Here is a 25,149-nt window from a genome sequence, read left to right as displayed (position 1 = left end):
CCCCGAACCGCCCCGGCCGCGGGCTAGTTCCGGTAGCGGAACACGATCCGCCCGCGCGACAGGTCGTACGGGGTGAGCTCCACCAGCACCCGGTCTTCCAGGTAGATCTTGATGAAGTTCTGGCGGATCTTGCCGCTGATGTGCGCGAGCACCCGGTGGCCGTTGTCGAGCTCCACCGTGAACATGCCGGCGCGGAGGGCTTCGACGACCTTGCCCTCGACTTCGATTCCCTTGCGGGTCCTCATCTCACCAGCTCCAGGTTGCTGCCGGCCGGGTGGGCCCCGGCACCCTTGACCAACGTCGCGGCGGGGTGGTTCTGTTCCTGCACTTCGGCCCAGGCTTCGGCGTGCCCGGCCTGGTGCAGCGTCCCCAGCGCGTGTGCCGGCAACGCCCGCCCGATGCCGCGGCGCCGCTCGGCGGCGCGGACCGCGAGCAGCCCGATGCGCGGCCGGTTCACCGTCACCACCCTGATCAGGCCGAGGTAGCCGTCCGCCGACGCGGCCGCGGCGTACTTCGCCGGGTCGACGATGGTGTCGTCTTCGGGGCGGGCGATCACTTCCGCCGGCATCGAGTGCCACCCGACGCTCGCCTCGACCTCTTCGCGGATCGCGCGGTCCACCGCCCGCAGCAGGTCTTCGTCGGCCTGCCCGGCGGGCACGATCGTGACGCCCGAAGGCGGCCGGACGTCGCCGAGCCCGGTGCGCGCCGGGTCGGTCGGCACGCGGTACTCCCACTCCCGGCGCCGGACGGTGAACCCGGCCCGTTCCCAGCAGGCGATGAGGTCGACGTCGCCTTCGTCGACCACCGTGTGCAGGGGTGCGGGGAGCTCGGGGAGCATGGCCTCGGCGAGCCGGTCGAAAGTGGCTTCGCGCCAGGCGTCGATGCTGACGTACAGCCGGCCGTCCGGCCGGTGCTCGGCGTACCCGCGGCCGACCACCAGGTCGTCGTCGAGGGCGTGCCAGTGCCTGTCCGCGACGCGCGTGATCGCCACCGCGTGCTCGCCCAGACGGGGGATGAGGGGCTCTGTGTTTATCGGAGTCTCCTTCCAGGAGTGCCTCGCTCTCAGGCGCTCCCGGCGACGCCGAACTTCAGCCGCCGGACCGTGAAGGGCGGGGGGAGCACCCATGGGTGGTTGTGCTCACGGGACTCACCTCCTCGAACGCGTTCACGGTCGGGAACGACGTTAGCAGCGGAGCGTGGTCACGCGCAAACACCCGTTTCCGCTGCCACCACCGGGTTCGGGCGGCTACCAGGCTGAGGGATCCCGGAGCGCCGCGGCCGCTTTTAACCTGCTGACGCGGCCGAAAGGGTTTCCGCCACGGGTACGCGCCGGAGCCGATCCGAGCTCCGGGTCCGGTGTCCGCACCGCCCGTTCGAGGGGGTTGGTGGCGCCGGCGCCCGCCGGGGTCCGCTCTACGAAAGGACAAGGTCTCATCCATGACCGATAAGGCGTTCAAGTTCGCCGTCATTGCGGAGCCGACGGACGAGAAGCAGTGGCGGGGCATAGCCCGGCAGGCCGAAGACCTGGGGTACAGCAGCCTGCTCTCCGCCGACGTGCTGACGGCGACGTCTCCGTTCCCGGCCCTCGCCATCGCGGCCGGGGCGACCACGACGCTGCGCGTGGGCACGTGGGTGGCGGCCAGCCCGCTGCGCCACCCGCGCATGGCGGCCTGGGACTCCCACACCCTGTCGCTGCTCAGCGGTGGCCGGTTCGAGCTGGGCATCGGTACGGGCCGGCCGTTCGTGCTCGAGGACGCGGTGAAGCTGCTCGGCATCGAGGCGACCTCGCCCGCGGAGCGCCTGTCGCAGGTGGAGCAGACGATCGACGAGCTGCGCGCCCTCGACGGGGACGACCTGCACACGCCGGTGCTCATCGCCGCCGGTGGCCCGAAGGCCCGGGCCCTGGCCGCGGCCAAGGCCGACCGGGTCACGGTCGCCGCGAGCCCGCTCGCCACCCGGGAGCACATCGCCGGGCTGGTCGAGAGCATGCGGGAGATGGCCGGGGACCGGCGCGACGAGCTCGAGTTCATCTCGCCGATCTTCGTCATCGGCGAGGACGCGCCCCCGTGGGTCCCGCGGCTGCTGAAGACCGACATGAAGACGCTCATCGCGCACGACTCGCTGGGCATCCTCCGCGGCAGCCCGCGGGAGATGGCCGACGAGCTGCAGCGTCGCCGCGAGACCCTCGGCATCAACTGCTTCACCCTCAACGCCCTGTTCGCCGAGCAGTTCGCGCCCGTGCTCGAGCTGCTGGGCTAGGCACTCCGGCCACCGCGGCTCCCCGAGCAAGGGAGCCGCGGTGGAGCGGTCTTCGAGGGAAAGGCAACAAGCCATGCAGTCTCTGCGGTTCACCGCCGAGTCTTCGACCGACGGTGTCCTCGAGCGCGACTTCGTCGTCGGCGAGGTGCCCGGCGTGCTCTGGTCGCCGGCGGGCGCCGGCCGGGCGCCCCTGGTGCTGATGGGGCACGGCGGCGGCAACCACAAGCGGCACCCCGCGATGGCGGGCCGGGCCCGCCGGTTCGCGACGGCCTGCGGCGTCCACGTCGCGGTCATCGACGCGCCGGGGCACGGCGACCGGCCGCGCACGGCGCACGACGAGCGCGAGGTCACCGCGTTGCGGGCGGCGCGGGACGCGGGCGAGCCGGAAGGCCCCGCCGCCCGCCGCTACAGCGCCTACCTGGCCGACCGAGCGGTGCCCGAGTGGAAGGCGACGCTGGACGCGCTCCAGCAGCTGCCCGAGATCGGCGCGGACGGGCCGGTGGGGTACTTCGGCATCAACCTGGGCACCGCGATCGGCATCCCGCTGGTGGCGACCGAGCCCCGGATCACCGCGGCGGTCTTCGGCCTGCACTGGCCCGACGTCGTCGCGGAGCAGGCGAGGCAGATCACGATCCCGATCGAGTTCGTCCTGCAGTGGGACGACGAGGACATCGACCGCGAAGCCGGCCTGGAGCTGTTCGACGCGTTCGCCTCGGCGGAGAAGACGTTGCACGCCAACGCGGGCAAGCACCACGACGTCCCCCGCTTCGAGGTCGAGAGCGCGGCCCGCTTCTTCGGGAGGCACTTGACCGCTCCCGCCTGAGGCGGCACGCGCCGCCAACCGTCAGGCCGGGGGATCCGGATGCCGCCGGGCGCGGCCTACTACTGGGGAATGGCATTGAAGATCGGATACAAGGCGTCGGCCGAGCAGTTCGCGCCGCGTGAGCTCGTCGAGTACGCCGTCAGCGCGGAAGCCCACGGCCTGGACAGCGTCTGGATCAGCGACCACCTGCAGCCGTGGCGGCACGACGGCGGCCACTCGCCGTTCTCGCTGTCCTGGCTGAGCGCGGTGGGGGAGCGCACCGAGCGGGTGCAGCTCGGCACCAGCGTGCTGACCGCCACCTTCCGGTACAACCCGGCCGTCGTGGCGCACGCGTTCGGCACCCTCGGGCTGCTGTACCCGGGCCGGATCGCGCTCGGCATCGGCAGCGGCGAGGCCCTCAACGAGGTCGCGGTCGCGCGCATCACCTGGCCCGACTTCAAGGAGCGGTTCGCCCGGCTGCGCGAAGCTGTGGACCTCATCCGCCGGTTGTGGACCGAGGACCGCGTCACCTTCGAGGGCGAGTACTACCAGACCACCAGCGTGTCCATCTACGACCGGCCCGCGACGCCCGTCCCGATCTACCTGGCCGCCGGCGGTCCCGTGATGGCCAAGTACGTCGGCCGCAAGGGTGACGGCTTCATCTGCACCAGCGGCAAAGGTATGGACCTCTACACCGAGAAGCTGCTGCCGGCCGTCGCGACGGGCGCCGAGCAGGAAGGCCGGGCGCCGTCGGCGATCGACAAGATGATCGAGATCAAGCTCTCCTACGACCCGGACCCGGCCCAGGCGCTGGAGAACTGCCGGTTCTGGGCGCCGCTGTCGCTCTCGCCGGAGCAGAAGGCCGGCTTCGAGGACCCGGTGGAGATGGAGAAGGCCGCCGACGCGCTGCCCATCGAGCAGGTCGCCAAGCGCTGGATCGTGGCCTCCACGCCGGACGACGCGATCGCGCAGATCAAGCAGTACGTCGACGCGGGGTTCGACCACCTGGTCTTCCACGGCCCCGGGCACGACCAGGAGCGGTTCCTCAAGACGTTCGCCGAGCAGGTCCTGCCGGGTCTGCGCGACCTCGCCTGAGCCTCGCGACCACCCCGCCGGCCCCGGCGGGGTGGTGCGGGCCCGAACCCTCACCACCGGGCCGCCGCGCTGGGCGACGACCCGTCGAGAGCGTATCCGGGGGTGCGCAGATGGGGCAGGCAAAGCAACTGACCGAGCTGGACGACGACTTCGTCCAGCGGTCGCACGAGGTGGAGGCGCTGCTGCGCCGGCAGGGGCCGGTCAGCCTCGTCCGGTCGCCGCGCGGGCAGCTCGTGTGGGTGGTCAGCCGGTACGCGGACGTGCGGCAGCTGCTGACCGACCCGCGGCTGAGCAAGAACAGCGCGCCGGCGGGCCGCAGCAGCACCGGCGAGCGGGGCGGTTTCTCGGCCGCGCTCGGCGCGCACATGCTGAACATGGACCCGCCCGACCACACGCGGCTGCGCAGGCTGATCAACAAGGCGTTCACGCCCGCCGCGGTGGCCCGGCTGCGGTCGCGGATCGAGGAGATCACCGCCGGGCTGCTCGACGCGCTGGCCGGGGCCCGCGAAACCGACCTGCTGGCGACGTTCGCCGGGCCGCTGCCGATCACCGTCATCTGCGAGCTGCTCGGCGTGCGCGAGGCCGACCGCGCCGAGTTCTCGGTCTGGTCCGGGGTCGTGGTCTCCTCGGGCCCGGCGGAAGAGGTCCGGGAGTCGTCGCAGCTGATGTACACCTACCTCTGCTCGCTGATCGCCGAGAAACGCGAGCACCCCAGTGAAGACATGCTGTCCGACCTGGTGCACGCCAGCGACGAAGGCGACTCGCTGTCGGAGATCGAGCTCGTCGCGATGGCGTTCCTGCTGCTCGTCGCCGGGCACGAGACCACGGTCAACCTGATCGGCAACGGCGTCCTCGCCCTCCTGCGCGAACCCGCGCAGCTGGCGGCCGTGCGCGCGGACCCCGCGCTGCTGCCGGCCGCGGTGGAGGAGTTCCTGCGCTTCGACGGCCCGCTGCACCTGGCGACCCTGCGCATCACCGCCGAACCCGTCGAAATCGGGGACGTGACGATCCCGGCCGGCGAGTACGTCCTGATCTCCCTGCTGGGCGCGAACCGCGACCCGGAGCGCTTCCCGGACCCCGACCGGCTGGACGTCACCCGGCCGGCGGCCGGCCACCTCGCGTTCGGCCACGGGATCCACCACTGCGTCGGCGCGCCGCTCGCCCGGCTGGAAGCGGAGATCGCGATCGGCGCCCTGCTCGCCCGCTTCCCGGCGCTGCGCCTCTCGGCGGATCCGGACACGCTCCGCTGGCGGGCGAGCACGCTGATGCACGGCTTGGAGTCCCTGCCGGTGCGGCTGGGTCAGTAGGGCACACCGGAAGATGCGCGCGAACACAGCAATCCAGAAGAATCGCAGCACCTTATCTCTGATACTGGGGGCTTCACAGTGACCGGAAACTTGACTCGTCGCACCGTTCTGGGCTTCGCCGCCGCTTCGGCGGTCGGCGCGGTGACGGCCCTCTCGGGGTCGGCCGGCTCCGCCGCCGGCAGCACCGTCCGCCGGGGCCGCGGCATCGATTGGAACTCGCTCCGCTGTCACCTCGACGGCGACCTCGTCCTGCCGTCGGACACGGCGGCCTACGCGTCGGCTCGCATGCAGTCGCTCGGCATGTACGACAGCACCGCGCCGTCGGCCGTCGCGTACTGCGAAAGCGCGAGAGACGTCCAGACCGTCCTGTCCTTCGCCCAGGACAACGCCGTGCACACCGTGCCCCGCAGCGGCGGGCACAGCTTCGGCGGCTACTCCACGACCGACGGCATGGTCCTGGACGTGTCCCGGATGAACCAGGTGACCACCGACGGCACCCACGTCACCATCGGCGCGGGCACCCAGATGGTCGACGCGCTGAACGCGCTGACCCCGCACGGGATGGCGCTGGCCGGCGGGCTCTGCCCGACGGTGGGCGCCGGCGGGTTCATCCAGGGCGGTGGCATCGGGCACCAGACCCGCAAGTTCGGCATGGCCTGCGACCGGCTGGTCTCGGCCGAGGTGGTGCTGGCGAACCGCCGCGTCGTGCGGGCCTCGGCCCGCGAGAACCCGGACCTGTACTGGGCGCTGCGCGGCAACGGCGGCGGCAACTACGGCGTCGTCACCAGCTACACGCTCGAGCCGGTGCAGCGCAACACCTTGATCGGCTACCGGCTGATGTGGCTGGGCGCCGACGCGGGCAAGGTGATCGAGAACTGGCAGCAGTGGATGCTGAACGCGCCCAACGACCTGTCTTCGGTCCTGCTGACGCTGGTGCGCCCGACGAACCCGCCCAACTCCGACACGGTCATCGTCGTTTCGGGCACCTGGTACAGCACCGCGGACGAGCTCAACACCCACATCGACGAGTTCGTCGCGGCGGTCGGCGCGGCGCCGTCCCAGCGGGCGGTCGGGGAGAGCACGGTGCACGACGCGATGATGCAGATCTACGGCTGCGCCACGCTCACCACCGAGCAGTGCCACCGCGCCGGCACGACGCCCGAGGCGCAGCTGGGCCGCTACAACTACTACCGCACCCGGTCGCGGATGTTCGACGCGGCGGTGCCGCGCGCGGACGTCGACGCCCTGCTGACGGTCCTGGCCGATCCGACGCACTTCCGCGACAAGCAGTCCCGCTTGCTGTACTTCGAGGCCCTCGGTGGCGCGGCGAACGAGAAGGGCCGTACGGACACCGCGTACGTGCACCGGACCACGAAGCTGCTGGCCGGGGTCACCGCGCAGCTGCCCGACCTCACCTACACCCCCGACGACACGGCGGCGTGCGAGAGCTGGCTCGCGGACGGGTTCGCGGTGCTGGACCGGCATTCCCTGCGCGAGAGCTACCAGAACTACATGGACCCGGCCATCCAGGACTGGCGCACCGCCTACTACGCCGAGAACTACCCGCGGCTGGTGCGCGTCAAGCGGGCCTACGACCCGCACGGGTTCTTCCGCTTCGCGCGGGGCATCGGCTGATGCCCCGGGCCGGCCGGCGAGCCTTCGCCGGCCGGCCTCAGCAGGTGGCGAGCGGGGGTTCGGCGCCGGTGAGCTCGACGGTCAGCGCGCTGAGCGCGTGCTCGCGCACCGCCACCAGGGCGCGGTGCAACGGCGGGTCGAGGGCGCAGGCCGGCTCGAGTTCGAGGTCCGTCCGGATCTCGGCGCCCCGGCTCACCGTGATCGGGCCCAGGGTGCGGACGTACCCCGCCGCGGCGCCGGCACCCCGGTCCTGGCCGGCCGGGACGGCTTGGACGACGAGCCGCCACGTGCCTTCGGGCACGCCGTCCAGCTCGTACCGGCCGGAGCCGTCGAGCACCGTGCAGCGGGCCGGGCGGTCGTGCGGGGCGCAGTCGGCGAAGAGGCCCACGTAGATGAGCAACGGGACGTCGTCGCGTGTCCACACGCGGCCGGACAGCCGGGCCGGTGACGGCGGCCGCGGCGACGTCGCGAGGTGCCGGAAGTCGGTGGGGGACATGCCGACCCGGCGCGAGAACCGGGAGCTGAAGGTGCCGACGCTGCTGTAGCCGACGTGGGCGCAGATGTGCGCGATGGTGAGCTCCGTCGTGCTCAGCAGCTGTTTCGCGCGGTGCAGGCGCATCGCCGAGAGGAACCGGCTCGGGGCCAGGCCGGTGACCCGCTGGAAGACCCGGGTGAAGTGGAACCGGCTGAACATCACCGAACGCGCGAGGTCGTCCATCGTCAGCGGATCACCCAGGTGGTCGCGCATCAGCACGACGGCCCGCAGCACCGCACGCTCGCTCGACTCGCTCACCGGTCCCCCGTCTTCCCCCACGCGGCACTGTCATCGCCCCCGGAGCGGAATGGTGCCACGCGGGAGGCCGGGACGGGACCCGTTGGCGCGGATGGCCCAGCGGCACCCGGAGCCGCCGGACGTTTTGTCACGTTTTGTCCGAACCGATGGGAGATGTCATGTCCGTTCTGGTCGTCGGCGCGTACGGCAGCGTCGGCAGTCATGTGGTGACCGGGCTGCTGTCGGCCGGGGTGCCGGTCCGCGGCTCCAGCCGGACGCCGAAGCCCGGCCTGCTGCCGGACGCGGTGGAGGTGGTCCGGCTCGACCTCGACGAGCCGGCGACGCTGCCGGCCGCGCTCGAGGGCGTCGAGAAGGTTTTCCTCTACGCCAGCCCGGAAAGCGTCGACGAGTTCGTCGGCGCGGCCCGCGCGGCCGGGGTGGCGCACGTGGTGCTGCTCTCGTCGGCCGCGGTGGCCGAGCCGGCGATGCAGCACAGCCGGAGCGCGCGGATGCACTCGGCGGTGGAGAACGCGTTGCGGGAGTCGGGGATGGCGTGGACCTTCCTGCGGCCCACCACCTTCGCGAGCAAGCAGCTCGCCTTCGCGCCGGCCGTCCGGGCCGGGGACACCGTGCGGATTCCCTTCCTGCAGCTGCGAACCGCGTCGATCCACGAGCGCGACATCGCCGACGTCGCGGCCGCCGCGCTGGCCACCGCCGGGCACGAGGAGCAGGCGTACTGGCTGACCGGGCCGGCGGCGCTGACGCAGCAGGAGCACATCGAGACGATCGGCGCCGTGCTCGGCCGGGCGGTCGACCTCGTCGAGGTGTCGCCGGACGACGTCGAGCCGCCGTGGCCGGAGTTCCTCGTCCGCACGGTTTCCCAGCTGATGAACGAACCCTGCGTGGTGACGTCGACGGTCGAGGACGTCACCGGGACGCCGGCCCGGACGTTCCGGCGGTGGGCGGAGGACCACGCGGCGGACTTCAACTGTCAGGGCGAGGGATAGGGATCCCTCCACACGAGACCTAGCATCAGCCGGTATCCGAGACCGGAGACGGGACAGAAGGGTGGGTGGCAGATTTCGTGGCTGAGCCGACCGAAGTCGTGCCGAGGAGTGCGACGTTGAACGTGCCTCGCGAACTGACCCGCGCACAGCGGGAAGAGTTCGCCGAGCGCGGCTACATCGTGATCCCGGACGTGGTGCCGCAGGACATGATCGACGCGGCGAACGCGGCGGTCGACGAACAGCTGGCCGCGCGGCCCCCGGCACCGGGGCACGTCGGGGTGGTCTACAAGTTCCAGCAGCTGGAGGACGCCCCGGTTCTCGCGTCGCTGCTGCGGGACACCGCGGCGTTCTCGCTCGCCGAAAGCCTCACCGGCCCGGGCACGATCGAGTTCCCCGAGTCGGTGCAGACCGCGCTGACCTACCCGCCCTTCAAGGACGCTCGCGAAAAGCCGCACATCGACGGCGGCAAGGGCCGCAAGCCGGACGACCCGCCGTGGACGTTCACCATGCTCGCCGGGTTCTTCCTCACCGACCAGTCGACCGACGACCAGGGCAACCTGTTCGTGTGGCCGGGTACCCACCGCCAGCACGCGAAGCTCTTCCGCGACCGAGGCCCCGACGCCTTCACGACGTACCCGAACGTCGAGCTGCCGGAGCGGGACATGGTGCGCGGCAAGCCGGGCGACATGCTGCTGAAGCACTACCTGCTCGGGCACAACGGCGGCAACAACACCGGCGAGTCCGTCCGGCGGACTGTCTACTTCAGACTGCGTCACCACGAGCACGAGGCGAAGTGGCGTGACGCCTTGCAGGACGCTTGGCACGACTACGCGCCGCTGCGAGGGCTGGTGCCGTAGTGATGGTGGACATCAACGATCTCGTCGACGTGACGAGCGGCGCCGTCGTGCTGGCCGAGACCGATGTCACGCTGCCCGGCGTCCTGCCCCTGGTGTTCGAGCGCGACCACAGCTCGTTCACGCGCAACGGCCGGTGGTTCGGGCAGTCCTGGCACTCGACCCTCGACCAGCGCCTGCGGGTGACCGCCGACCGGATCTACGGGAAGTTCGACGGGGAAGCCCTCAAGTGGGCGCCGCCGGTCGGCGCCGGCGACCCGGCCGTCCTTCCCGTGACCGGCCCGGTCCGGCCACTGGCGCGCAACGCGGACGGTTCCTACGTCGTCAGCGATCCGCAGCGTGGCCTCACCTGGAAGTTCGACCACCGGCCGGGCCACGAGGACGGCGTGCTGCCGCTGGTGTCGGTCACCGACCGCGCCGGGCACGAGATCACCTTCGAGCACGACGACGCCGGCCGCCCGGCCGCCATCGTCCACTCGGGTGGTTATCGCGTCCTGGTCACGGTCACCGGTGAGCACGTCACCGCGTTCGCCGTCGCCGGTCGCGACGGCGCGGACGACATCCTCTTGCGCCGCTACGAATACGACGACGCCGGCAACCTGTCGGCCGTCTTCGACGCGTCGGGACAGGCCCGGCGCTTCACCTACGACAGCGAGCGCCGGGTGACCGGCTGGACCGACCGCACCGGTCGCGCCTACCAGTACGCCTTCGACGCCGAAGGCCGGTGCGTCCGCGTGGAAAGCGCCGGCGGCGGCGTCTTCGGCACGTTCTCCCACGAGCCCGGCCGCACCCGCTGGACCACCGTTGACGGCGCGGTCAGCATCTGGGCGCTCACCGAGGCCGGCCGGATCGCCGAAGTCACCGACCCGATCGGGAAGATCGCGCGGACCGAGCACGACGAACGCGGCCGCGTCACGCTGCGCGCCGACTTCCTCGGCAAGGTCACGCGCTACGCCTACGACGAGCGCGGCAACCTCGTCTCGGTGATCGACCCGGCCGAGCGCGAGACCCGGGTCGAGGTCGACGAGGCCAACCTCCCGGTCCGGATCACCGGGCCCGACGGGAACGTCTGGCTGCAGGCGTTCGACAAGACCGGCAACCGCACCGAACTGACCGCGCCCGACGGCTCGGTGCGCAAGAACGGCTACGACAGCAGCGGGCACCTCGCCGAGGTGGTCACCCCCGACGGCGCGGTCACCGCGGTGGAGTGCGACGCCGCCGGGTTGCCCGTGGCCGTCACGAAGCCGACCGGCGAAACGCTCCGGTACGAGCGGGACGGGCTGGGCCGGGTCGTGCGCGTCACGAGCTCGGCCGGCGGGACGACGACCTACGCGTGGACGGCCGACGGCCTGCCGGTGTCCCGGACGCGGCCGGACGGCTCGGCCGAAGCCTGGGCCTGGGACGGCGAAGCGAACCTGGTGCGCCGGACGTCGGCCACCGGCGCGGTCACGTCCTACGCCTACGGGCCGTTCGACCAGCTCGTGTCGGTCGAGTGGCCGGGTGGCGCCCGCAGCGAGCTGGAGTACGACGACAGCCGCCGGCTCGTGGCGGTGACGCACGCGGGAATGGCGTGGCGGTACGAGATCGACTCCGCCGGCCGGCTGAGCGCGCAGACCGACTACAACGGGTCCACCACCCAATACTGGTACGACGCCGCGAGCCAGCTCGTGCACCGGGTGATTCCGAGCGGGCACGAGGCGTCGTTCGCCTACAGCCCGCTGAACAAGCTGTCGTGGTACCACACCGCGGACGGCACGGTGGCGACGTTCGAGCACGACCCGATGGGCCGGCTCGTGCTGGCGAAGAACGACGACGCGGAGCTGGTCCTCGTCCGCGACGCGCTCGGCCGCGTGGTCACCGACCGGTGTCACGACCGCGAAGTCACCAAGACCTACGACGCGGCCGGGCGGGTCACGAGCCGCGTCACGCCGTCCGGGGCCACCGTCGCCTGGACCTACGACGCCACCGGAATGCTCGCTTCGGTGACCGCCGGCGGCCGGGAACTGCGGTTCGGCCACGACGCCGCGGGCCGGGAAACCCGGCGGGAGCTACCCGGCGGGACCGTCCTCACGCAGGACTGGGACGAGCTCGGCCGGCTCGTGGCCCAGGGCCTGACCAGCGCGTCGGGGCAGCAGCTCCAGCGGCGCGCGTACACCTACGGCCCGGAAGGGACCGTCACGGCCGTGGCGGACCTGCTCACCGGCGACCGGACGTACCGGTTCGACGCCGCGGGCCGGGTCACGGCCGTCATCGGCGAAGGCTGGGCGGAGGAGTACGGCTACGACACCGCCGGCAACCTCGTCCACGCCGGCTGGCCGGGCGCCGAGACGTCCGCGCAAGGGCCCCGGGAGCTGAACGGAACCCTCACCACCCAGGCCGGGAAGGTCCGCTACAGCTACGACGCCTCCGGGCGCGTGGTGTCGCGGACGGGTGAGGAGGACGCCTGGCGCTACAGCTGGGACGCGGAGAGCAGGCTGTACTCCGCGACCCTGCCGGACGGGAGCAAGTGGTACTACACCTACGACCCGATCGGCCGCCGCACGGGCAAGCGGCACCAGTCGGCCGACGGTGAGGTGCTGCGGGAGACGCGGTACGCGTGGGACGGCGAAGTCCTCGTCGAGCAGGAGGACGTCGTCGGCGACCGCCGGACGGTCACGACCTGGGCGCACCGGGACGGCGTCCCCGTCGCGCAGGTCACGCAGACCGGTTCGGCAGCGCCGGAGTTCCTCGCGCTGGTCCCGGACGTGACCGGCACGCCGGCCGAGCTGGTCTCGGCCGACGGGGCGGTCGCGGGGTACCAGCAGCGCACGTGGCTGGGCCGGAGCACGTGGCTCCGCGACCGGGCGACCACGCCGCTGCGGCGGCCGGGTCAGTACCGCGACGAGGAAACGGGCCTGCACCACGACGGCATCCGGTACTACGACCCGGAGACGGGCACGTACCTGGGCCCGGACCCGCTGGGCCAGACCCCGGCCCCGAACCCGCACACGGACGCCCCGGCGCCGGCGACCGCGGACCCGCTGGGTCTCCCGGAGCCGTCGGCGGCGTGGACGCGGGCGGTGGACGAGTGGATCGGGTCGGTGCTGCACCTGCCGTTCCGGGTGGGCGTGGACGCGGTCGACACCCGCCTGCTGGCGGACGGCGCCGAAGGACCGGTGGTACCCGCACCGGTCCGCGCCCGCGGCGACCGATGAGCACGGAGCCGGCCGGGTGCGAGCCCGGCCGGCTCCGGTTTCCCGGCTTGTACGGGATTTTGCCGGTGCGGCGGCCACGATGGGGGCATGGGGTTCACCGAGGCGCCTGATCCCGGCCGCGCCGGGTCGCTGGCCGAGCTGATCGCGCAGTTGCGGTTGTTGAAGGCGTGGGCGGGCGGTCCGTCGTACGCGCAGATCGCCGAGCGCGTCAACCGGCTCTGGACCGCCGCCGGACGGCCGCCGGGGGAGCGCACCGCGCGCACCACCGTCGCCGACTGCTTCCAGACCCGGCGTGCGCGACCCAACACCGATCTCCTGCTCGCCGTGGTCGAGGCACTGCACCCCGACCCGGCGTACGTCGCGGCCTGGCAGGACGTGCTGCGGGTCGTGCGCGGCCGCACCGAGGCGGCGACCTTCGTGCAGGCGCAGCTCGGCCTGCCCGAAGCCGTCCCGCACTTCACCGGGCGGGCGGCGGAGCTCGCGGCACTGGGCGGCGCCGCGAGCGTGTCCGTGATCGCCGGCATGGCCGGGGTGGGCAAGACCGCGCTGGCCGTGCAGGCCGGCCACCAGCTCCTGCGCACCGGCCGGTTCGAGAACGCGCTTTTCGTGAACCTGCGCGGGTTCCACCCCGACCCCGGCCGGCCGCCGGTGGAGCCGGCCGCGGTGCTCGACTCGTTCCTGCGGCTGCTCGGCGTCCCCGGCCACGCCGTGCCCGCCGACCTGCCGGGCAAGACCCGGGTGTACCAGGAGCGAGCGGCCGGACGGCGGCTGCTGGTCGTCCTCGACAACGCCCGCGACGAAGACCAGGTCCGGCCCCTGCTGCCCGGCGAACGCGGCGGGGCGGTGCTCGTCACCAGCCGGATGGCGCTGACCGGGCTGACCGCGGCGCACGTGCGGCTCGACGCGTTGAGCCCGGACGAAGCGCTGACCTACCTGCGGCGCACGGTCGGTGCGAGGCGGGTCGACCAGGCGCCCGCCGTGGCGCGGCGGATCACCGCCGAGCTCGGCCGGCTGCCGCTGGCGCTGTCGCTGGCCGCGTTGTGGATGACCGCGCCGGACCACCGCTCGTGGCTCTTGGCCGACCACCTGGAACGGCTCGAGCAGCGGCGCGCGAACCTGCGCCTGGACAACGCCGTCGACGCGTCGATCAGCCTGTCCTACGACCAGCTCGGCGAGCCGGAGCGGCGCGCGTTGCGGCTGCTCGCGGTGCACCCGGGCGCGGACTCGGACGCCTACGGCATCGCCGCGCTCACCGGCACCGCGTTGCCCGAGGCGAAGCGGATCGCGGACCGGCTCGTCGCCGCGAGCCTGGTGCGGCGCGGCGAGGCGGGCCGGTTCGAGCTGCACGACCTCATCCGCGCGTTCGCGATGGCGCGGGCGCAGGACGAAGACGCCCCCGCCGACCGGCGGAGCGCGGTGACGCGACTGCTCGGCTACTACGCGTTCGCCGCGGCCACCGCGATGTACCACCACGCGCCCCGCACGCGTGACCACCGCCCGCACGTCACCGACCCCGGCTCGCCGATCCCGCCGCTCACCGACCGGGAGACGGCGACCGCGTGGCTGGACGCCGAACGCGCCAACCTCGTCGGCGCCGGCCTGCAGGGGGTTTCGTCGGGGCACGCCGGGGTGCTGTCGCGGATCCTGTTCCGGTACCTGCAGACCGGCGGCCACACCCGGGAAGCGCTGGCCCTGCACACGTGCGCGACGGAGTCCGCGGACCCGGTCGCCCGCGGGCACGCGCTGGTCAGCCTCGCGGCCACGCACAGCCAGGTCGGCCGCTACGAGGTGGCGACGCGGCACGTCGAAGCGGCACTGGACTGCTTCCGCGGTGCGGAAGACCGCTTCGGCGAGTGCCGGGCGCTCGGCACACTGGGCGCGATCGCCTCCTGGAACGGCGACTTCCTGCGCGCGGCGGAGTTCGTCGGCGAGGCGCTGACGCTGTCGCGCGAGATCGGCGACCGGACGGCCGAACGCACGGCGCTGACCAACCTCGGCTACGTCTACGGCCGGCTGGGCTGGTTCGCGGAGGCGCTGGAGATCCACATGAAGGCGCTGGCCATCGACCAGGAGACGGGCGACCTGTCGGACACCGGCCGAACGCTGCTGAACATCGGCGACACGCACCGGCGCTCCGGCCACCACGCGGAGGCCTGCGGGCATTTTCATCGCGCGAGCGCGATCGCCGAGGAAGCGGGCGACCGGGACCTGCGCCTGGAAGCGTTGCTGTGCCTCGCGGAGGTGTCATCCGAGCTGGGCCGCACGGCCGACGCCCGGACGACGCACGAGTGCGCGCTGGCGATCGCGGCGGAGCTGGGCAGCCTGCACCAGGCGGCCCGCGCGCACATCGGCCTGGCGAGGGCATGGACGGACCTGGCCGACCCGGCCCGCGCCCGCGCCCACTGGCTCGCGGCCCGTGCCCACCACCGCGAGCTGAACCTCCCGGAGTCCCCGGAGATAACGACCGGAATCGAAGCCCCGGCAACAACAGTCGGCTAACGCTCGGCCCGGTCCCAAGCGCCCCAATGTGGCGTTGGGTGCGTTGGGCGCACCGAACGCCACATTGGGTGCGTTGAGCGCACCGAACGCCACATTGGGTGCGTTGAGCGCACCCAACGCCACATTGGGGCGCATCCGCCCGGCCCGCTCGCGCCTGCCTGCCGATCGCGCCCGCTGGTGCGAGCGCCCCGCCCGGCGGTCGGGCGCGCGGTGGCGTCCGGGTTCGTCCGGGATTGCTGCTCCGCACCACATTCGCCCGCGATGCTCGCAGCCGGTGCGGGACCGCCGAAAGCCGTTCCGCACCTTGGACATCCACCGTCGAAGGGAGAAACCATGGGGCGCCTGATCGACCGCGTGCTGGCGCGGATCGTGCTCACCGCCGAGGCCTCCGCCTGCGCGGGCAACTACTTCTGCAACGCCGCGGGCCACCCCGGCTACTGGTACCGGTTCTGCTGCCCGCAGACCGGCTGCGAGTGGTCCAAGGTCCGCAGCACCTGCTGACCCGGCCGGGCGGTGTCCCCCGCGGACACCGCCCGTCACGGAGGGAGTGACATGGAGTACCTGCGGGCCGCCTGCGCGGCGCTGGTCGCCGTCGTGTTCGCCGCCTCGTCGGTGGCGAAGCTGCGGGACTTCCGCGGCTTCGCGCGCTCGGTGCCCGTGCTGGCGCCGATGCCGACGCGCCTGGTCAGGCCGGTTTCGGTGACCGTCGTGGCCGCCGAAGCGGGCATCGCGGTCCTCGTCGCCGTGCCGGCCACCGCGGCGGCCGGCTTCGTCCTCGCGACGGCGTTGCTGCTGGCCTTCTCCGCGGCCATCGGCACGGCGCTGCGCGGCGGGCGGCGAACGCCGTGCCGCTGCTTCGGCGCGGCCGACACCCCCATCGGCCCGCGTCACCTGGCCCGCAACGCCGTGCTTGCCTGCTTCGCCGTCCTCGGCGCGCTCGCGCCGGAGCACCTGCCGTCCGTCGCCGGGGCCGCCGTCGCGGTCACCGCGGGCGTGGTGGTGGCCGTGCTCGTCATCGCGATGGACGACATCGCCGTCGTGTTCGCAAGGAGTTCCTGATGCCCTTCGTCGTCGCCGCCCTGGTGCTGCTCGGCCTGTTGTGCCTGCTGAACCTGCTCCTGACCGTCGGGATCCTGCGCCGCATGCGCGCCCAGGCCCCCACGGCGCCGCCCTTCGCGCTGCGCCCGGGTTCGGCCGTCGGCGAGTTCGCCGCCACCACGCTCGACGGCGAGCCGCTCACCGCCGCGACGCTGTCCGGCACGGTCGCGTTCTTCTCCGCCGACTGCCCGGCCTGCCACGACAGCCTGCCGGACTTCCTCGCCTACGCCCGCGAACAGGGCCGCGACAACGTCTTCGCCGTCTTCGGCGGCGACGACCCGGAGACCGTGCGCGCGCTCGCCGAAGTCGCGCGAGTCGTGCCGGCCGACCTCGACGGCGGCCCGGTCGCCGCCGCGTTCCGCAACACCTGGACGCCCGCGCTGTACGTCGTCGCCGACGGCCGGGTGGTCGCGACCGCGGGCCGGGTGCGCGAGCTGCCCGTCCCCGCCGGGCGGTGACGGTGGCCGAACCCGATCGCCGGATCGGCGCGGACCAGGTGCGTGCCGCCGCCGGGGCGGCCGCGGGGCTGCTGTGGCGGTCCGGCCCGGCGCGGCTGGCCGGGCTCCTGGTGATGACCGCGGCCGCGGCCACCGCGCCGATCGCCACCGCCTGGCTGACGAAGCTGGTCCTGGACCGGCTCGTCGACCGCACCGGCGCGGTCGGCGGCCTCGCCGTGGCGCTGGTGGGCACCGGGCTCGCCGTCGCCGCGTTGCCGGTGGTGGTCCACTACGTCCGCGCGCAGATCGGCCGCGCGGCGAGCACCGTCGCCACCGACGGGCTGTTCGGCGCGCTGGGCCGGCAGGTCGGGTTGCGCACGTTCGAAAACCCCGCCTACCAGGACCGGTTGCGGCTGGCCCAGGAAAGCTGCGGCCGGATGCCGGAGATCGTCGACGGCGTCGGCGGGGTCCTCAGCGGAACGTTGTCGCTGGCCGGGTTCCTCGGCTCGCTGCTCGTGCTGAGCCCGGCGATGACCGGGGTGGTGCTGGCCGCCGCGATCCCCGCGTTGCTCGCCGAGCTGCTGCTGGCCCGGCGCCGCGCCGCGGTGGAGTGGCGCATCGAGCGGTTCACCCGGCGCGAGTTCTTCTACAGCCAGCTGCTCACCGGCATTCCCGCGGCGACCGAGATCCGGTTGTTCGGCATCGGCGCGTTCCTGCGGGCCCGGCTGATGGACGAGCGCCGCAGCGCCAACGACGCCCAGCGCCGCATGGACGAGCGCGAGCTGTGGACCATGGGCGGGCTGACGGCGCTGAGCGCGGCGGTCGCCGGGGTGGGGCTGTGGTGGGCGATCACGTCGGCGCGGGACGGCTCGCTCAGCGCCGGCGACGTGTCGATGTTCGTGGCCGCCGTCGCCGGGGTGCAGGCCGCGCTGGGCACGCTGGCGTCGTCGATCGCCAGTGGCCAGGCCCGGCTGCTGTCGTTCGCGCACTACGTCGCCGTGGTCCGCGCGGAACCCGATCTGCCGACCGGGTCCCTGGCCGCGGCTCCGGCGTTGCGGCAGGGGATCGAGCTGCGGGACGTGTGGTTCCGCTACAGCGACGAGCACCCGTGGGTGCTGCGCGGGGTGGACCTGACGATCCCGCACGGCGCGACGGTCGCGCTCGTCGGCCTCAACGGCGCGGGCAAGAGCACGCTGGTGAAGTTGTTGTGCCGCATGTACGACCCGACCCGCGGCCGGATCCTCTGGGACGGCGTGGACCTGCGCGACCTGCCGCCCGCGTCGGTGCGCGAGCGGATCAGCGCGGTGTTCCAGGACCACATGAACTACGACATGACGGCGGCGGAGAACATCGGCCTCGGCGAGCTCCCGGCGATGACCGACCGCGCCCGGCTGGTGGCGGCCGCGACCCGTGCGGGCGCGCACGACCGGATCGCCGCCCTGCCGCGCGGCTACGACACACCGCTCACGCGCATCTTCGAAATCGGGTCCGAAAACACCTCCGGCACCTCGACCGGCGTGGTGCTTTCGGGCGGGCAGTGGCAGCGCCTGGCGCTGGCCCGCTCGCTGGTCCGCGAGGGCCGGGACCTGATGATCCTCGACGAGCCGAGCTCCGGGCTGGACCCGGAGGCCGAACACGAGGTCCACGACCGCATCCGCGAGCACCGGCGGGGCCGCACGAGCCTGCTGATCTCCCACCGCCTGAGCGCGGTCCGCGACGCCGATCGGATCGCGGTGCTCGAGGAGGGCCGCATCACGGAGCTGGGCACGCACGAAAGTCTTCTCGAAGCCGACGGCGGCTACGCGCGCCTGTTCCGCCTGCAGGCCGACGGTTACCAGGCGGTGCCATGAGACTGCTGGTGTTCGTTGTCGCCTTGCTGGCCTTCGCCGTGCGACGGCTGCTCATTCTGACCACAGTGGACGGTTCGAGCATGACCCCGGCGTTGCGGCCGGGCGACCGGGTCCTGGTCCGCCGCACCCGCCGCGCCCGGCGGGGTCAGGTGGCGTTGCTGCGTTACCCGGCGTTGCCGAGCGGAGCGCCGACGGGGGAGCAGCTGCTGCTGAAGCGAGTGGTGGCCGTCGCGGGCGACCGCGTCCCGCGCGATTGGTCCGATGTGGACGCCGAAGGCCTGGCGGGCCGTCGGGTGCCACCGGGAAACACGGTGGTCCTGGGCGACAACCGCCCGTCGAGCTGGGACTCGCGGCACTACGGGTTCGTGCCGCGGGAGCGGCTGGTCGGCGTGGTGGTGCGGTACGTTTCCCGCGGGCCGAGCCGAGGGGGACCATGTCAGCGCCAGAACACGATCCGGAGCTCTTCGACGAGCTGATGAGCGCGGAACTGCGCCGTCAGCCGGTCAGCGGTTACGCGATCGCGACGCTCGTGGTCGGTCTGCTCGGCGGGTTGTTCGCGCCGTTCCTCGCGATCGTCGCGCTGGACCGGATCCGGAAGCGCCGGGAGCGGGGCCGGGTGCTGGTGATCTGCGGGCTGGTGGCGTTCGCCGGCTGGGCGGGCGTGCTCGGTTACCAGGTCGCGAACGGGACGGCGTGGTGGCAGCAGCGGCCGAGCCAGGACCGGCTGCCCGAAGGGACGGTCCACGGGCTCGACCTCACCGTGGGCGACTGCTTCTGGTCGCCCCCGGCGTCCGGCGCCACCGACGTGCTGCGGACGTCGTGCACCACGCCGCACACCGCCGAGGCGTTCGAAGTGCTCCCGGTGACGGGTGGCCCGATGCCCGACATCGTCGAGGTCTACCAGCGCACACTGGCCCGCTGCGAGGCCGACGCCCGCCCGCTGCCCGACGTCCGCGTCCAGGTCGTGACCCCGACGTCGCAGAGCTGGGCCGAAGGTAAGCACCGCGTGGTCTGCTACTACCGCTTCGCGACCGAGATGACCGAACCCGCGCGGTGAGCGGGTCCGGCCGGTCGCGGCCGGTCAGGTCCGGGGCTCGTCCTCGAGCACGCCGACCTGAGCCGGGTCCTCCGGCGCCGGCATGTGCCGGATGCTGTCGCTGCCCTTGTGGTCGTGGGCGCGTTCGTACCGGGATTCCAGCACCCGCCCCAGCTTGTGCGCGGCTCCGGCGTACGCGTCGTCCACTGTGGTCGCGTGGTGGGTGACGGCGACCGGCTGCTTGCCGCCGGGCCGCGCCTCGATCACGCACTTCTTGTCTTCCGGCTTGCCGCCGGCGTCTTCACTGAGGTGGACCTCCACCCGGGTCACCCAGCCGCCGAACCGGGACAGGCTGCTTTCCAGCTCGGTGGTCACGTAGGTGGCCAGCCGTTCGCCGCCGGGGATGTTGTGGTCGGTGTTGACCTGGATCTGCACGAGCACCCTCCCAATAAGCGATGATCTCCGTCAGTACCACGACACTCGCCGGATCAAACCCGGCGCCGCTAGAGTCGCCCCATGGGGCTGGAAACCTTCGAGCGCATCGACTGGTCCTCGTTCGTCGCGGACCTTTCGGCCGCGGAGGCCGCCCGGATCCGCGCGGCGGCCGAACGGGTCGAAGCGGCGAGGCCGCCCGAGGACACCGGTCAGTGGGACTGGTGGCCCGAGCACGTCGGGATCGACCCGGGCGGCAAGACCACCCAGCTGATCATCGCCGGGACGACCTTGACGCCGTCGAACAACGGCGTCGACTGGCTGGAGCTCGACTTGAGCATCGTCCGCGAGCAGCGGCCACGCCTCACCGTGTCGGCGACGCTGGAGGTGGCGTGCTGGTGCGACCCCGACCACGGCATCCACGTGGTGCACAGCGAAGAACACCTGGTCGGCGCGGCACCGGCGCTGACCGCGGCGATCGAGTCGGCGGCGGCCGCGCTGGAGCGCTGGGCGGCGGGAAGCCGGGACCCGAGCGTCCACCGGGCGACGGCCGGCCTGCCGAACCCGCCGTAACGGCGTCCGGCCGCGCAGCGACTAACCACCACGCCGACGTGCGGGCGAACGGCGCGGGTGGAGGTTCGCGGTGGACGTCGACGACTCGAAGCCGCAAGCGACGGTCGGCAACGCGGTGCACGGTGACGTGCCGGGAACCTTGGTGCAGAGCGGCGCCATCCGCGGTGACGTGCACATCCACCAGCACCGCCCGGCCGACCCTCGCGGAGCGCCGGACCGCCGGGTCCGGGAAGCCGATCCGATCGTGCTGGGGGTGCACCCCGCCATCGACGCGGTCGGCGGCCCCGACGTCCTGCCCGGCTACGTGCTGCGGGACCTGGACTTCGGTCCGGCCGGTCTCCGCACCTTGCTCACGGCCGCGGTCACGACCGACGGCGGCTTCATCGTCCTGGTGGGTGCCCCGGCCTCGGGGAAATCCCGCAGCGCCCACCAGGCTGTTCGCGTGGTGTGTCCCGACTGGTGGATCGTCGATCCCGATCCCGCCGAGCTGTCCGACCCGAGGTTCGCCGACACCATCCGGCCCCGGACGATCGTCTGGCTGGACGATCTCAAGCGGTACCTGCTGGGACCCGGGTCGGTGAGTGGTCCGGACCTGAGCCGGCTCACCGCCGCGGGGCGGGACACCGTGCTGATCAGCACGCTGTCGCGGCAGGACTACACCTCGATGACCGGCCCCCGCGACAAAAGCGACAGCAAGTCCCGTCGGGCCCGGGATGCACTGTCGCGGGCCAGTATCGTGGATATATCCAGGAAGTGGACGGCGGCCGAGCTGGAACGGGCTGGGGACCGCGGTGAGCTCATCCGGTACGCGGTCGGCATGGCGAACGAGAACTACGGTCCGACGGAAATCCTGGCCGCCGCGCCCCAGCTGGCCGATTTCTGGGAACACGACGAGGATCCGTACCCGCGCGCGGTCCTCACCGCGGCGGTCGATGCGGTCCGGCTCGGCCGCACCGCGCCGCTGTCGGCCGAACTGCTGCGGGACGGCGCCATGGACTACTGCGGTGTCGTGGCCCGGGGCCGGGCGCCCGCCGACTGGTTCGAGTCGTCGGTCGCCCGCCTGGTCGAGCCGATCTTCGGCAGCGCGTCGCTCCTGGAGCCCGTCGGCGGCGACCGGATCGGTGACCTCACGGGTTATGCCGTGCACAGCTGGCTCGACCAGTACGCCGTGCACAAGCGCCGACGGGAGCCGATAGCCGCGTCGCTGTGGCACGCCGTGGTGGCCGACGCGCCGCACGCCAAAGATCTCGAACGACTGGCCGAGGAAGCCGACCGGCGCGGGTTCCTGCGGCTGCGCCACGACATCCTGCGTGAGGGCAGCCGCCGCGGCGACGAATCGGCCACGGTGAGCCTGCTGGTCTGGGCGGCCGAGAACGGTGACGACGACGCGTTGCGGCGGCTTCGTGATCTCGCTGACGAAGGTTGGCGGCACGCGGCGGACGGCGTGGTGCTCGCCTTGGCCCGCCGAGGCGGCGAGGACGCGCTGAAGCAAGTGCGTGACTACATCGAAAGCAACGACCAAGAGGGTTACCACGTCGTCCTTTACGTGCACGCGCTGGCCGAGCGGGCCGATGATTTCGCGCTGGCGGAGTTGACCCGCCTGGCCGAAGGCGGCAATGGGTACGCCGGCGTGCACCAGGCACATCTGCTGGCCGAACGGGGGACGAGTGAGGCGATCGCCCGGCTTCGGCAGCTGGCGGCCGAAGACAGCTATGCGGTGTGGCCACTGACGTATTGGCTCGCGCGCAAGGCCGATGACACGGCAGTCGCGGAACTCGCGACCCGGGCTGCCGCGGGCAACGAGGACGCGCGGGTCTTCCTGACGGTGGCGTCGGCTCAGCGGGGTGATCCAGGCGCGATGGACGCACTTCGCGAGGAAGCGTTCGACCCGACGTCGATCGCTTGCGAGGAACTGGCCCGGCTGCTGGCCGCCCGAGGCGACGACGCCGCGCTGGACGAACTGCGCGAACTCGTCCGAGAAGGCTATGACCAAGCCACGAAACACCTGGTCCGTGTGCTGACCGGGCCGGACGCGGTGGCTGAGCTGCGGACGCTCGCGGAGGAACGCGATCCGCACGCCGAGAAACGGCTCGCCGAAATCCTCGCCGCCGACGAGGACGAATTTCGGGCGATGGACGAGCTGGTCCGGGAAGTGCACGCCGGCAACGCCGCCGCGGTCGAACAGCTGTATTCGCACTACGCCGACGGCGATCCGGCTCAGCTCGCGCACCTGCGACGCTACGGTCTGGACCTCGACGGCCGGCCGGCCGGAGCGTGGCCGTTCCGGTTCGATCCGCCGTGAGCGGCAGGCCGTCTCCCCCGGCTGGGGGGAGACGGCCCGCCCGAGCTCAGCCGTGCGCCGCGGCCACCGCGGCCGTGGCCGCCTGGTCAGCCGGCGGCATCAGCTTCGGGTACTCCTTCTGGAACTTCTCGATCATCGTCGCGGTCGGGACGATCCGGTTCGGGTTGCCCTGGCTGGTCGCCTGCTTCTCGCCCCACGCGCCGGCCGCCTTGCGCTGGTCGGGCGTGCCGTGGCTGTGGAAGCAGTCGCCGATCGACGCGTCCAGGTACGTGACCTCCTGCTGCGTGCGGGCGTTCCACGCGTAACCCTTGGCGTGCGCGACGAAGTAGCCGCCGTAGGCGTCGGGGCCCATCTCGGACGACTCGTTGCGCGGGTAGTTGTCGTGGGCGAAGTCGACCTGGTGGCCGTACTCGTGACCGACCACGGACTCGACCGAGACGTCGTCGAACCCGAGGATGTTGACCGTGTCGAGCAGGCCGTCACCGAGCGCCACGCGCTTGCCGCCGAGGCTGCCGGCCGGGGCGGAGAACGCGTTCAGGGTGATCAGCGGGTTGCGGCCGCCCTGCATCCCCGGCACTTCGTAGAGCACCTTGGTGGCGAGCGCGGCGGCGGCCTTCACCTTCGCCGGCGGGAGACCGAGGCTGAAGGTCTGTGCCATCTTCGCCTGGCTGCCGAGGTCGGTGCCCTTCCAGGCGACGAGCTGGATGTTCCAGCTCTCGATGTCCCAGAAGCCGCGCAGCTTGTCGATCGTGTCGGTCGCGCGCGGGGTGTACTGGCCGTCGGTGCCGAAGACCTGCGGGGTCTTGTCGGACGCGACGCCCTGCACGTAGAGCTGGCTGAGCCCCGACAACGCGTCGAGCGCCTGGCCCTCGAGCGGGGTGAGCTGCGACGCGAGCTTGTTCGCGTACGTCAGCAGCGAACCCTCGGTGCAGCCCGGGATCGGGCCGGCCTTGGTCCGCGGGCCGAACTGCGGGACGGGTGACTCGATGAGCCGGTCGACGCCGCGCAGCGCGTCCGCCGGCAGACCGTTGTAGAGGTCGATGACGTCCTGGTACAGCTGGGCGACATCCTGTTCGACGGTGGCCGGTGCGGCCGCCGCGGGCACGGCGGTGGCGAGCACGAGTGCCGCCGCGGTACCTGCTGCCGCGAGTGTTTTGCCGAAGAATCTGGTCCGGTCGGGCAAGGTGGTTCCCCTCTTCTGTTCCGGTTCAAGATCACCGAACACCGCCACAGTAGGGCGGTGGTTGGCGGTCGAACCGGCTCCGGATCACGAACCCCGGAATGGCTCACGTCCTTCGGAGGGTTTTCGCGCTGCGGACATCGGCCGAAAGTACTAGGCGCGCGGTCCCGTCAGGCAGTGCTGCACGAGGGGGCCGAACCGGTCGACCAGTTCGTCGACGGAGGACGACGCGATCGGTTCGATCCGCATGATGTACCGCGCCACCGTCAGGCCGAGGATCTGGACGTTGACCATCGCGGCCCGCAGCGCGGCGTCCGGCGTGCCGAGCAGCGCCGCGAGCCGGTCGGTGATCTCGCGGTCGATGAACTCGCGCAGCAGTGCTTCGGACCGGGCGTCGGTCGGCGCCGACCTGGTCAGCAGCACCAGCGGGGTGCGGCCGGACTTGTCGAGGTTCTCCACCAGGGTCCGGACGACGCGCTCGCCGAGGGTGTCGAGGCCGCCGTCGAAGATCGACTCGATCGCCGGCGGGACGGCGCCGGACATCTCGATCGCGGCGCCGAACAGTCCCTGCTTGGTACCGAAGAAGTAGAACACCATGGCCGGGTCGACCTCCGCCGCGGCGGCGATGGCGCGCACGGTCGTGGCGCGGTAGCCGTGCTCGCCGAACAGCTCGCGCGCGGTCCGGAGGATGCGCTGCTTGCTTTCCGCGCCGGACCGCCAGCGTCCGGGGCGGCCGTGGGTGTCGTCTTCTGCCATGACCACCGCAGCCTAGCAACCCTTACTTCATCAGCTGGTGGAGTTTTGCCGCGAACGTCCG

Annotated in this window: 23 protein-coding genes; 17 read left to right on the top strand and 6 right to left on the bottom strand. The window is 72.4% G+C overall.

Annotation, left to right across the window (positions count from 1 at the left end; translation table 11 throughout):
- Nucleotides 1-23: 23 nt before the first annotated feature.
- Nucleotides 24-245, bottom strand: a complete 222-nt coding sequence (infA, locus tag M8542_RS38570) for a translation initiation factor IF-1 (protein WP_257925304.1) — start codon at nt 243-245, stop codon at nt 24-26.
- Complete coding sequence (locus M8542_RS38565) at nt 242-991, bottom strand: GNAT family N-acetyltransferase (RefSeq protein ID WP_257925303.1); 750 nt, start codon at nt 989-991, stop codon at nt 242-244. Before M8542_RS38565 ends, infA begins: the two co-directional genes overlap by 4 nt.
- Before the next feature lie 446 nt (nt 992-1,437).
- Between M8542_RS38565 and M8542_RS38560 the strand changes: the two genes are divergently transcribed.
- From M8542_RS38560 to M8542_RS38540, 5 genes are all read left to right on the top strand, one after another.
- On the top strand, nt 1,438-2,259 hold the full coding sequence (locus tag M8542_RS38560; protein ID WP_257925302.1) for an LLM class flavin-dependent oxidoreductase: 822 nt from the start codon (nt 1,438-1,440) through the stop codon (nt 2,257-2,259).
- 73 nt (nt 2,260-2,332) lie between these two features.
- Nucleotides 2,333-3,082 carry an alpha/beta hydrolase family protein gene (locus M8542_RS38555; RefSeq protein WP_257925301.1) on the top strand — a complete coding sequence of 250 codons (750 nt, stop codon included), beginning with the start codon at nt 2,333-2,335 and terminating at the stop codon, nt 3,080-3,082.
- A 69-nt stretch (nt 3,083-3,151) separates the two neighbouring features.
- Nucleotides 3,152-4,156 carry a glucose-6-phosphate dehydrogenase (coenzyme-F420) gene (gene fgd, locus M8542_RS38550; RefSeq protein ID WP_257925300.1) on the top strand — a complete coding sequence of 335 codons (1,005 nt, stop codon included), beginning with the start codon at nt 3,152-3,154 and terminating at the stop codon, nt 4,154-4,156.
- A 110-nt stretch (nt 4,157-4,266) separates the two neighbouring features.
- Complete coding sequence (locus M8542_RS38545) at nt 4,267-5,463, top strand: cytochrome P450 family protein (protein WP_257925299.1); 1,197 nt, start codon at nt 4,267-4,269, stop codon at nt 5,461-5,463.
- Between the two features lie 90 nt (nt 5,464-5,553).
- Nucleotides 5,554-7,098 carry an FAD-binding oxidoreductase gene (locus M8542_RS38540; RefSeq protein ID WP_257925298.1) on the top strand — a complete coding sequence of 515 codons (1,545 nt, stop codon included), beginning with the start codon at nt 5,554-5,556 and terminating at the stop codon, nt 7,096-7,098.
- A 37-nt stretch (nt 7,099-7,135) separates the two neighbouring features.
- Here M8542_RS38540 and M8542_RS38535 read toward each other — a convergent pair whose 3' ends face one another.
- On the bottom strand, nt 7,136-7,891 hold the full coding sequence (locus M8542_RS38535; RefSeq protein ID WP_257925297.1) for an AraC family transcriptional regulator: 756 nt from the start codon (nt 7,889-7,891) through the stop codon (nt 7,136-7,138).
- 158 nt (nt 7,892-8,049) lie between these two features.
- Between M8542_RS38535 and M8542_RS38530 the strand changes: the two genes are divergently transcribed.
- The 10 genes from M8542_RS38530 (at nt 8,050) to M8542_RS38485 (ending at nt 19,866) form a co-directional block, all read left to right on the top strand.
- Nucleotides 8,050-8,877 (top strand): SDR family oxidoreductase, encoded by an 828-nt coding sequence (locus M8542_RS38530; protein ID WP_257925296.1) that lies wholly within the window; start codon nt 8,050-8,052, stop codon nt 8,875-8,877.
- 77 nt (nt 8,878-8,954) lie between these two features.
- Entirely contained in the window at nt 8,955-9,734 is a 780-nt protein-coding gene (locus M8542_RS38525; protein ID WP_257925295.1) for a phytanoyl-CoA dioxygenase family protein, read from the top strand.
- Between the two features lie 2 nt (nt 9,735-9,736).
- Nucleotides 9,737-12,925 carry a DUF6531 domain-containing protein gene (locus tag M8542_RS38520; RefSeq protein ID WP_257925294.1) on the top strand — a complete coding sequence of 1,063 codons (3,189 nt, stop codon included), beginning with the start codon at nt 9,737-9,739 and terminating at the stop codon, nt 12,923-12,925.
- An 87-nt stretch (nt 12,926-13,012) separates the two neighbouring features.
- Entirely contained in the window at nt 13,013-15,424 is a 2,412-nt protein-coding gene (locus M8542_RS38515) for a tetratricopeptide repeat protein (protein ID WP_257925293.1), read from the top strand.
- A gap of 333 nt (nt 15,425-15,757) precedes the next feature.
- A complete protein-coding gene (locus M8542_RS38510; RefSeq protein ID WP_257925292.1) occupies nt 15,758-15,925 on the top strand; it encodes a hypothetical protein in 168 nt (55 codons plus the stop codon).
- A gap of 51 nt (nt 15,926-15,976) precedes the next feature.
- Nucleotides 15,977-16,483, top strand: coding sequence for a MauE/DoxX family redox-associated membrane protein (locus M8542_RS38505; protein ID WP_257925291.1), 507 nt, complete (start codon nt 15,977-15,979; stop codon nt 16,481-16,483).
- Nucleotides 16,483-16,980: a TlpA disulfide reductase family protein gene (locus M8542_RS38500; protein ID WP_257925290.1), complete on the top strand. Its 498-nt coding sequence runs from the start codon at nt 16,483-16,485 to the stop codon at nt 16,978-16,980. The genes M8542_RS38505 and M8542_RS38500 overlap by 1 nt, the downstream gene beginning before the upstream one ends.
- 2 nt (nt 16,981-16,982) lie before the next feature.
- Complete coding sequence (locus M8542_RS38495) at nt 16,983-18,809, top strand: ABC transporter ATP-binding protein (protein ID WP_257925289.1); 1,827 nt, start codon at nt 16,983-16,985, stop codon at nt 18,807-18,809.
- Entirely contained in the window at nt 18,806-19,285 is a 480-nt protein-coding gene (locus tag M8542_RS38490; RefSeq protein ID WP_257925288.1) for a S26 family signal peptidase, read from the top strand. Before M8542_RS38495 ends, M8542_RS38490 begins: the two co-directional genes overlap by 4 nt.
- Nucleotides 19,243-19,866, top strand: a complete 624-nt coding sequence (locus tag M8542_RS38485) for a septum formation family protein (RefSeq protein ID WP_257925287.1) — start codon at nt 19,243-19,245, stop codon at nt 19,864-19,866. Before M8542_RS38490 ends, M8542_RS38485 begins: the two co-directional genes overlap by 43 nt.
- 24 nt (nt 19,867-19,890) lie before the next feature.
- Here the strand turns inward: M8542_RS38485 and M8542_RS38480 are convergent, their stop codons facing one another.
- A complete protein-coding gene (locus M8542_RS38480; protein WP_257925286.1) occupies nt 19,891-20,280 on the bottom strand; it encodes an HPF/RaiA family ribosome-associated protein in 390 nt (129 codons plus the stop codon).
- Between the two features lie 81 nt (nt 20,281-20,361).
- Between M8542_RS38480 and M8542_RS38475 the strand changes: the two genes are divergently transcribed.
- Both M8542_RS38475 and M8542_RS38470 read left to right on the top strand, forming a co-directional pair.
- Complete coding sequence (locus M8542_RS38475; RefSeq protein WP_257925285.1) at nt 20,362-20,850, top strand: hypothetical protein; 489 nt, start codon at nt 20,362-20,364, stop codon at nt 20,848-20,850.
- Nucleotides 20,851-20,920: 70 nt separating this feature from the next.
- Nucleotides 20,921-23,152 (top strand): hypothetical protein, encoded by a 2,232-nt coding sequence (locus M8542_RS38470; protein ID WP_257925284.1) that lies wholly within the window; start codon nt 20,921-20,923, stop codon nt 23,150-23,152.
- 46 nt (nt 23,153-23,198) lie between these two features.
- On the opposite strand, the gene M8542_RS38465 is transcribed toward M8542_RS38470, so the two are convergent.
- Complete coding sequence (locus M8542_RS38465) at nt 23,199-24,335, bottom strand: hypothetical protein (protein WP_257925283.1); 1,137 nt, start codon at nt 24,333-24,335, stop codon at nt 23,199-23,201.
- A 150-nt stretch (nt 24,336-24,485) separates the two neighbouring features.
- On the bottom strand, nt 24,486-25,088 hold the full coding sequence (locus M8542_RS38460) for a TetR/AcrR family transcriptional regulator (RefSeq protein ID WP_257925282.1): 603 nt from the start codon (nt 25,086-25,088) through the stop codon (nt 24,486-24,488).
- Nucleotides 25,089-25,149 lie beyond the last annotated feature (61 nt).

The organism is Amycolatopsis iheyensis (genome assembly GCF_024703995.1).
Lineage (GTDB): Bacteria > Actinomycetota > Actinomycetes > Mycobacteriales > Pseudonocardiaceae > Amycolatopsis > Amycolatopsis iheyensis.
Note: the sequence above shows the minus strand (reverse complement) of the source record. Positions and strands in the feature narration are given on the sequence as shown.

Bases quoted from the DNA above. Each gene is read 5' to 3' on its own strand.
- infA (WP_257925304.1), bottom strand. From the start codon at position 245: ATGAGGACCCGCAAGGGAATCGAAGTCGAGGGCAAGGTCGTCGAAGCC.
- M8542_RS38560 (WP_257925302.1), top strand. From the start codon at position 1,438: ATGACCGATAAGGCGTTCAAGTTCGCCGTCATTGCGGAGCCGACGGAC.
- M8542_RS38555 (WP_257925301.1), top strand. From the start codon at position 2,333: ATGCAGTCTCTGCGGTTCACCGCCGAGTCTTCGACCGACGGTGTCCTC.
- fgd (WP_257925300.1), top strand. From the start codon at position 3,152: ATGGCATTGAAGATCGGATACAAGGCGTCGGCCGAGCAGTTCGCGCCG.
- M8542_RS38545 (WP_257925299.1), top strand. From the start codon at position 4,267: ATGGGGCAGGCAAAGCAACTGACCGAGCTGGACGACGACTTCGTCCAG.
- M8542_RS38530 (WP_257925296.1), top strand. From the start codon at position 8,050: ATGTCCGTTCTGGTCGTCGGCGCGTACGGCAGCGTCGGCAGTCATGTG.
- M8542_RS38520 (WP_257925294.1), top strand. From the start codon at position 9,737: ATGGTGGACATCAACGATCTCGTCGACGTGACGAGCGGCGCCGTCGTG.
- M8542_RS38515 (WP_257925293.1), top strand. From the start codon at position 13,013: ATGGGGTTCACCGAGGCGCCTGATCCCGGCCGCGCCGGGTCGCTGGCC.
- M8542_RS38510 (WP_257925292.1), top strand. From the start codon at position 15,758: ATGGGGCGCCTGATCGACCGCGTGCTGGCGCGGATCGTGCTCACCGCC.
- M8542_RS38505 (WP_257925291.1), top strand. From the start codon at position 15,977: ATGGAGTACCTGCGGGCCGCCTGCGCGGCGCTGGTCGCCGTCGTGTTC.
- M8542_RS38500 (WP_257925290.1), top strand. From the start codon at position 16,483: ATGCCCTTCGTCGTCGCCGCCCTGGTGCTGCTCGGCCTGTTGTGCCTG.
- M8542_RS38490 (WP_257925288.1), top strand. From the start codon at position 18,806: ATGAGACTGCTGGTGTTCGTTGTCGCCTTGCTGGCCTTCGCCGTGCGA.
- M8542_RS38485 (WP_257925287.1), top strand. From the start codon at position 19,243: ATGTCAGCGCCAGAACACGATCCGGAGCTCTTCGACGAGCTGATGAGC.
- M8542_RS38475 (WP_257925285.1), top strand. From the start codon at position 20,362: ATGGGGCTGGAAACCTTCGAGCGCATCGACTGGTCCTCGTTCGTCGCG.
- M8542_RS38460 (WP_257925282.1), bottom strand. From the start codon at position 25,088: ATGGCAGAAGACGACACCCACGGCCGCCCCGGACGCTGGCGGTCCGGC.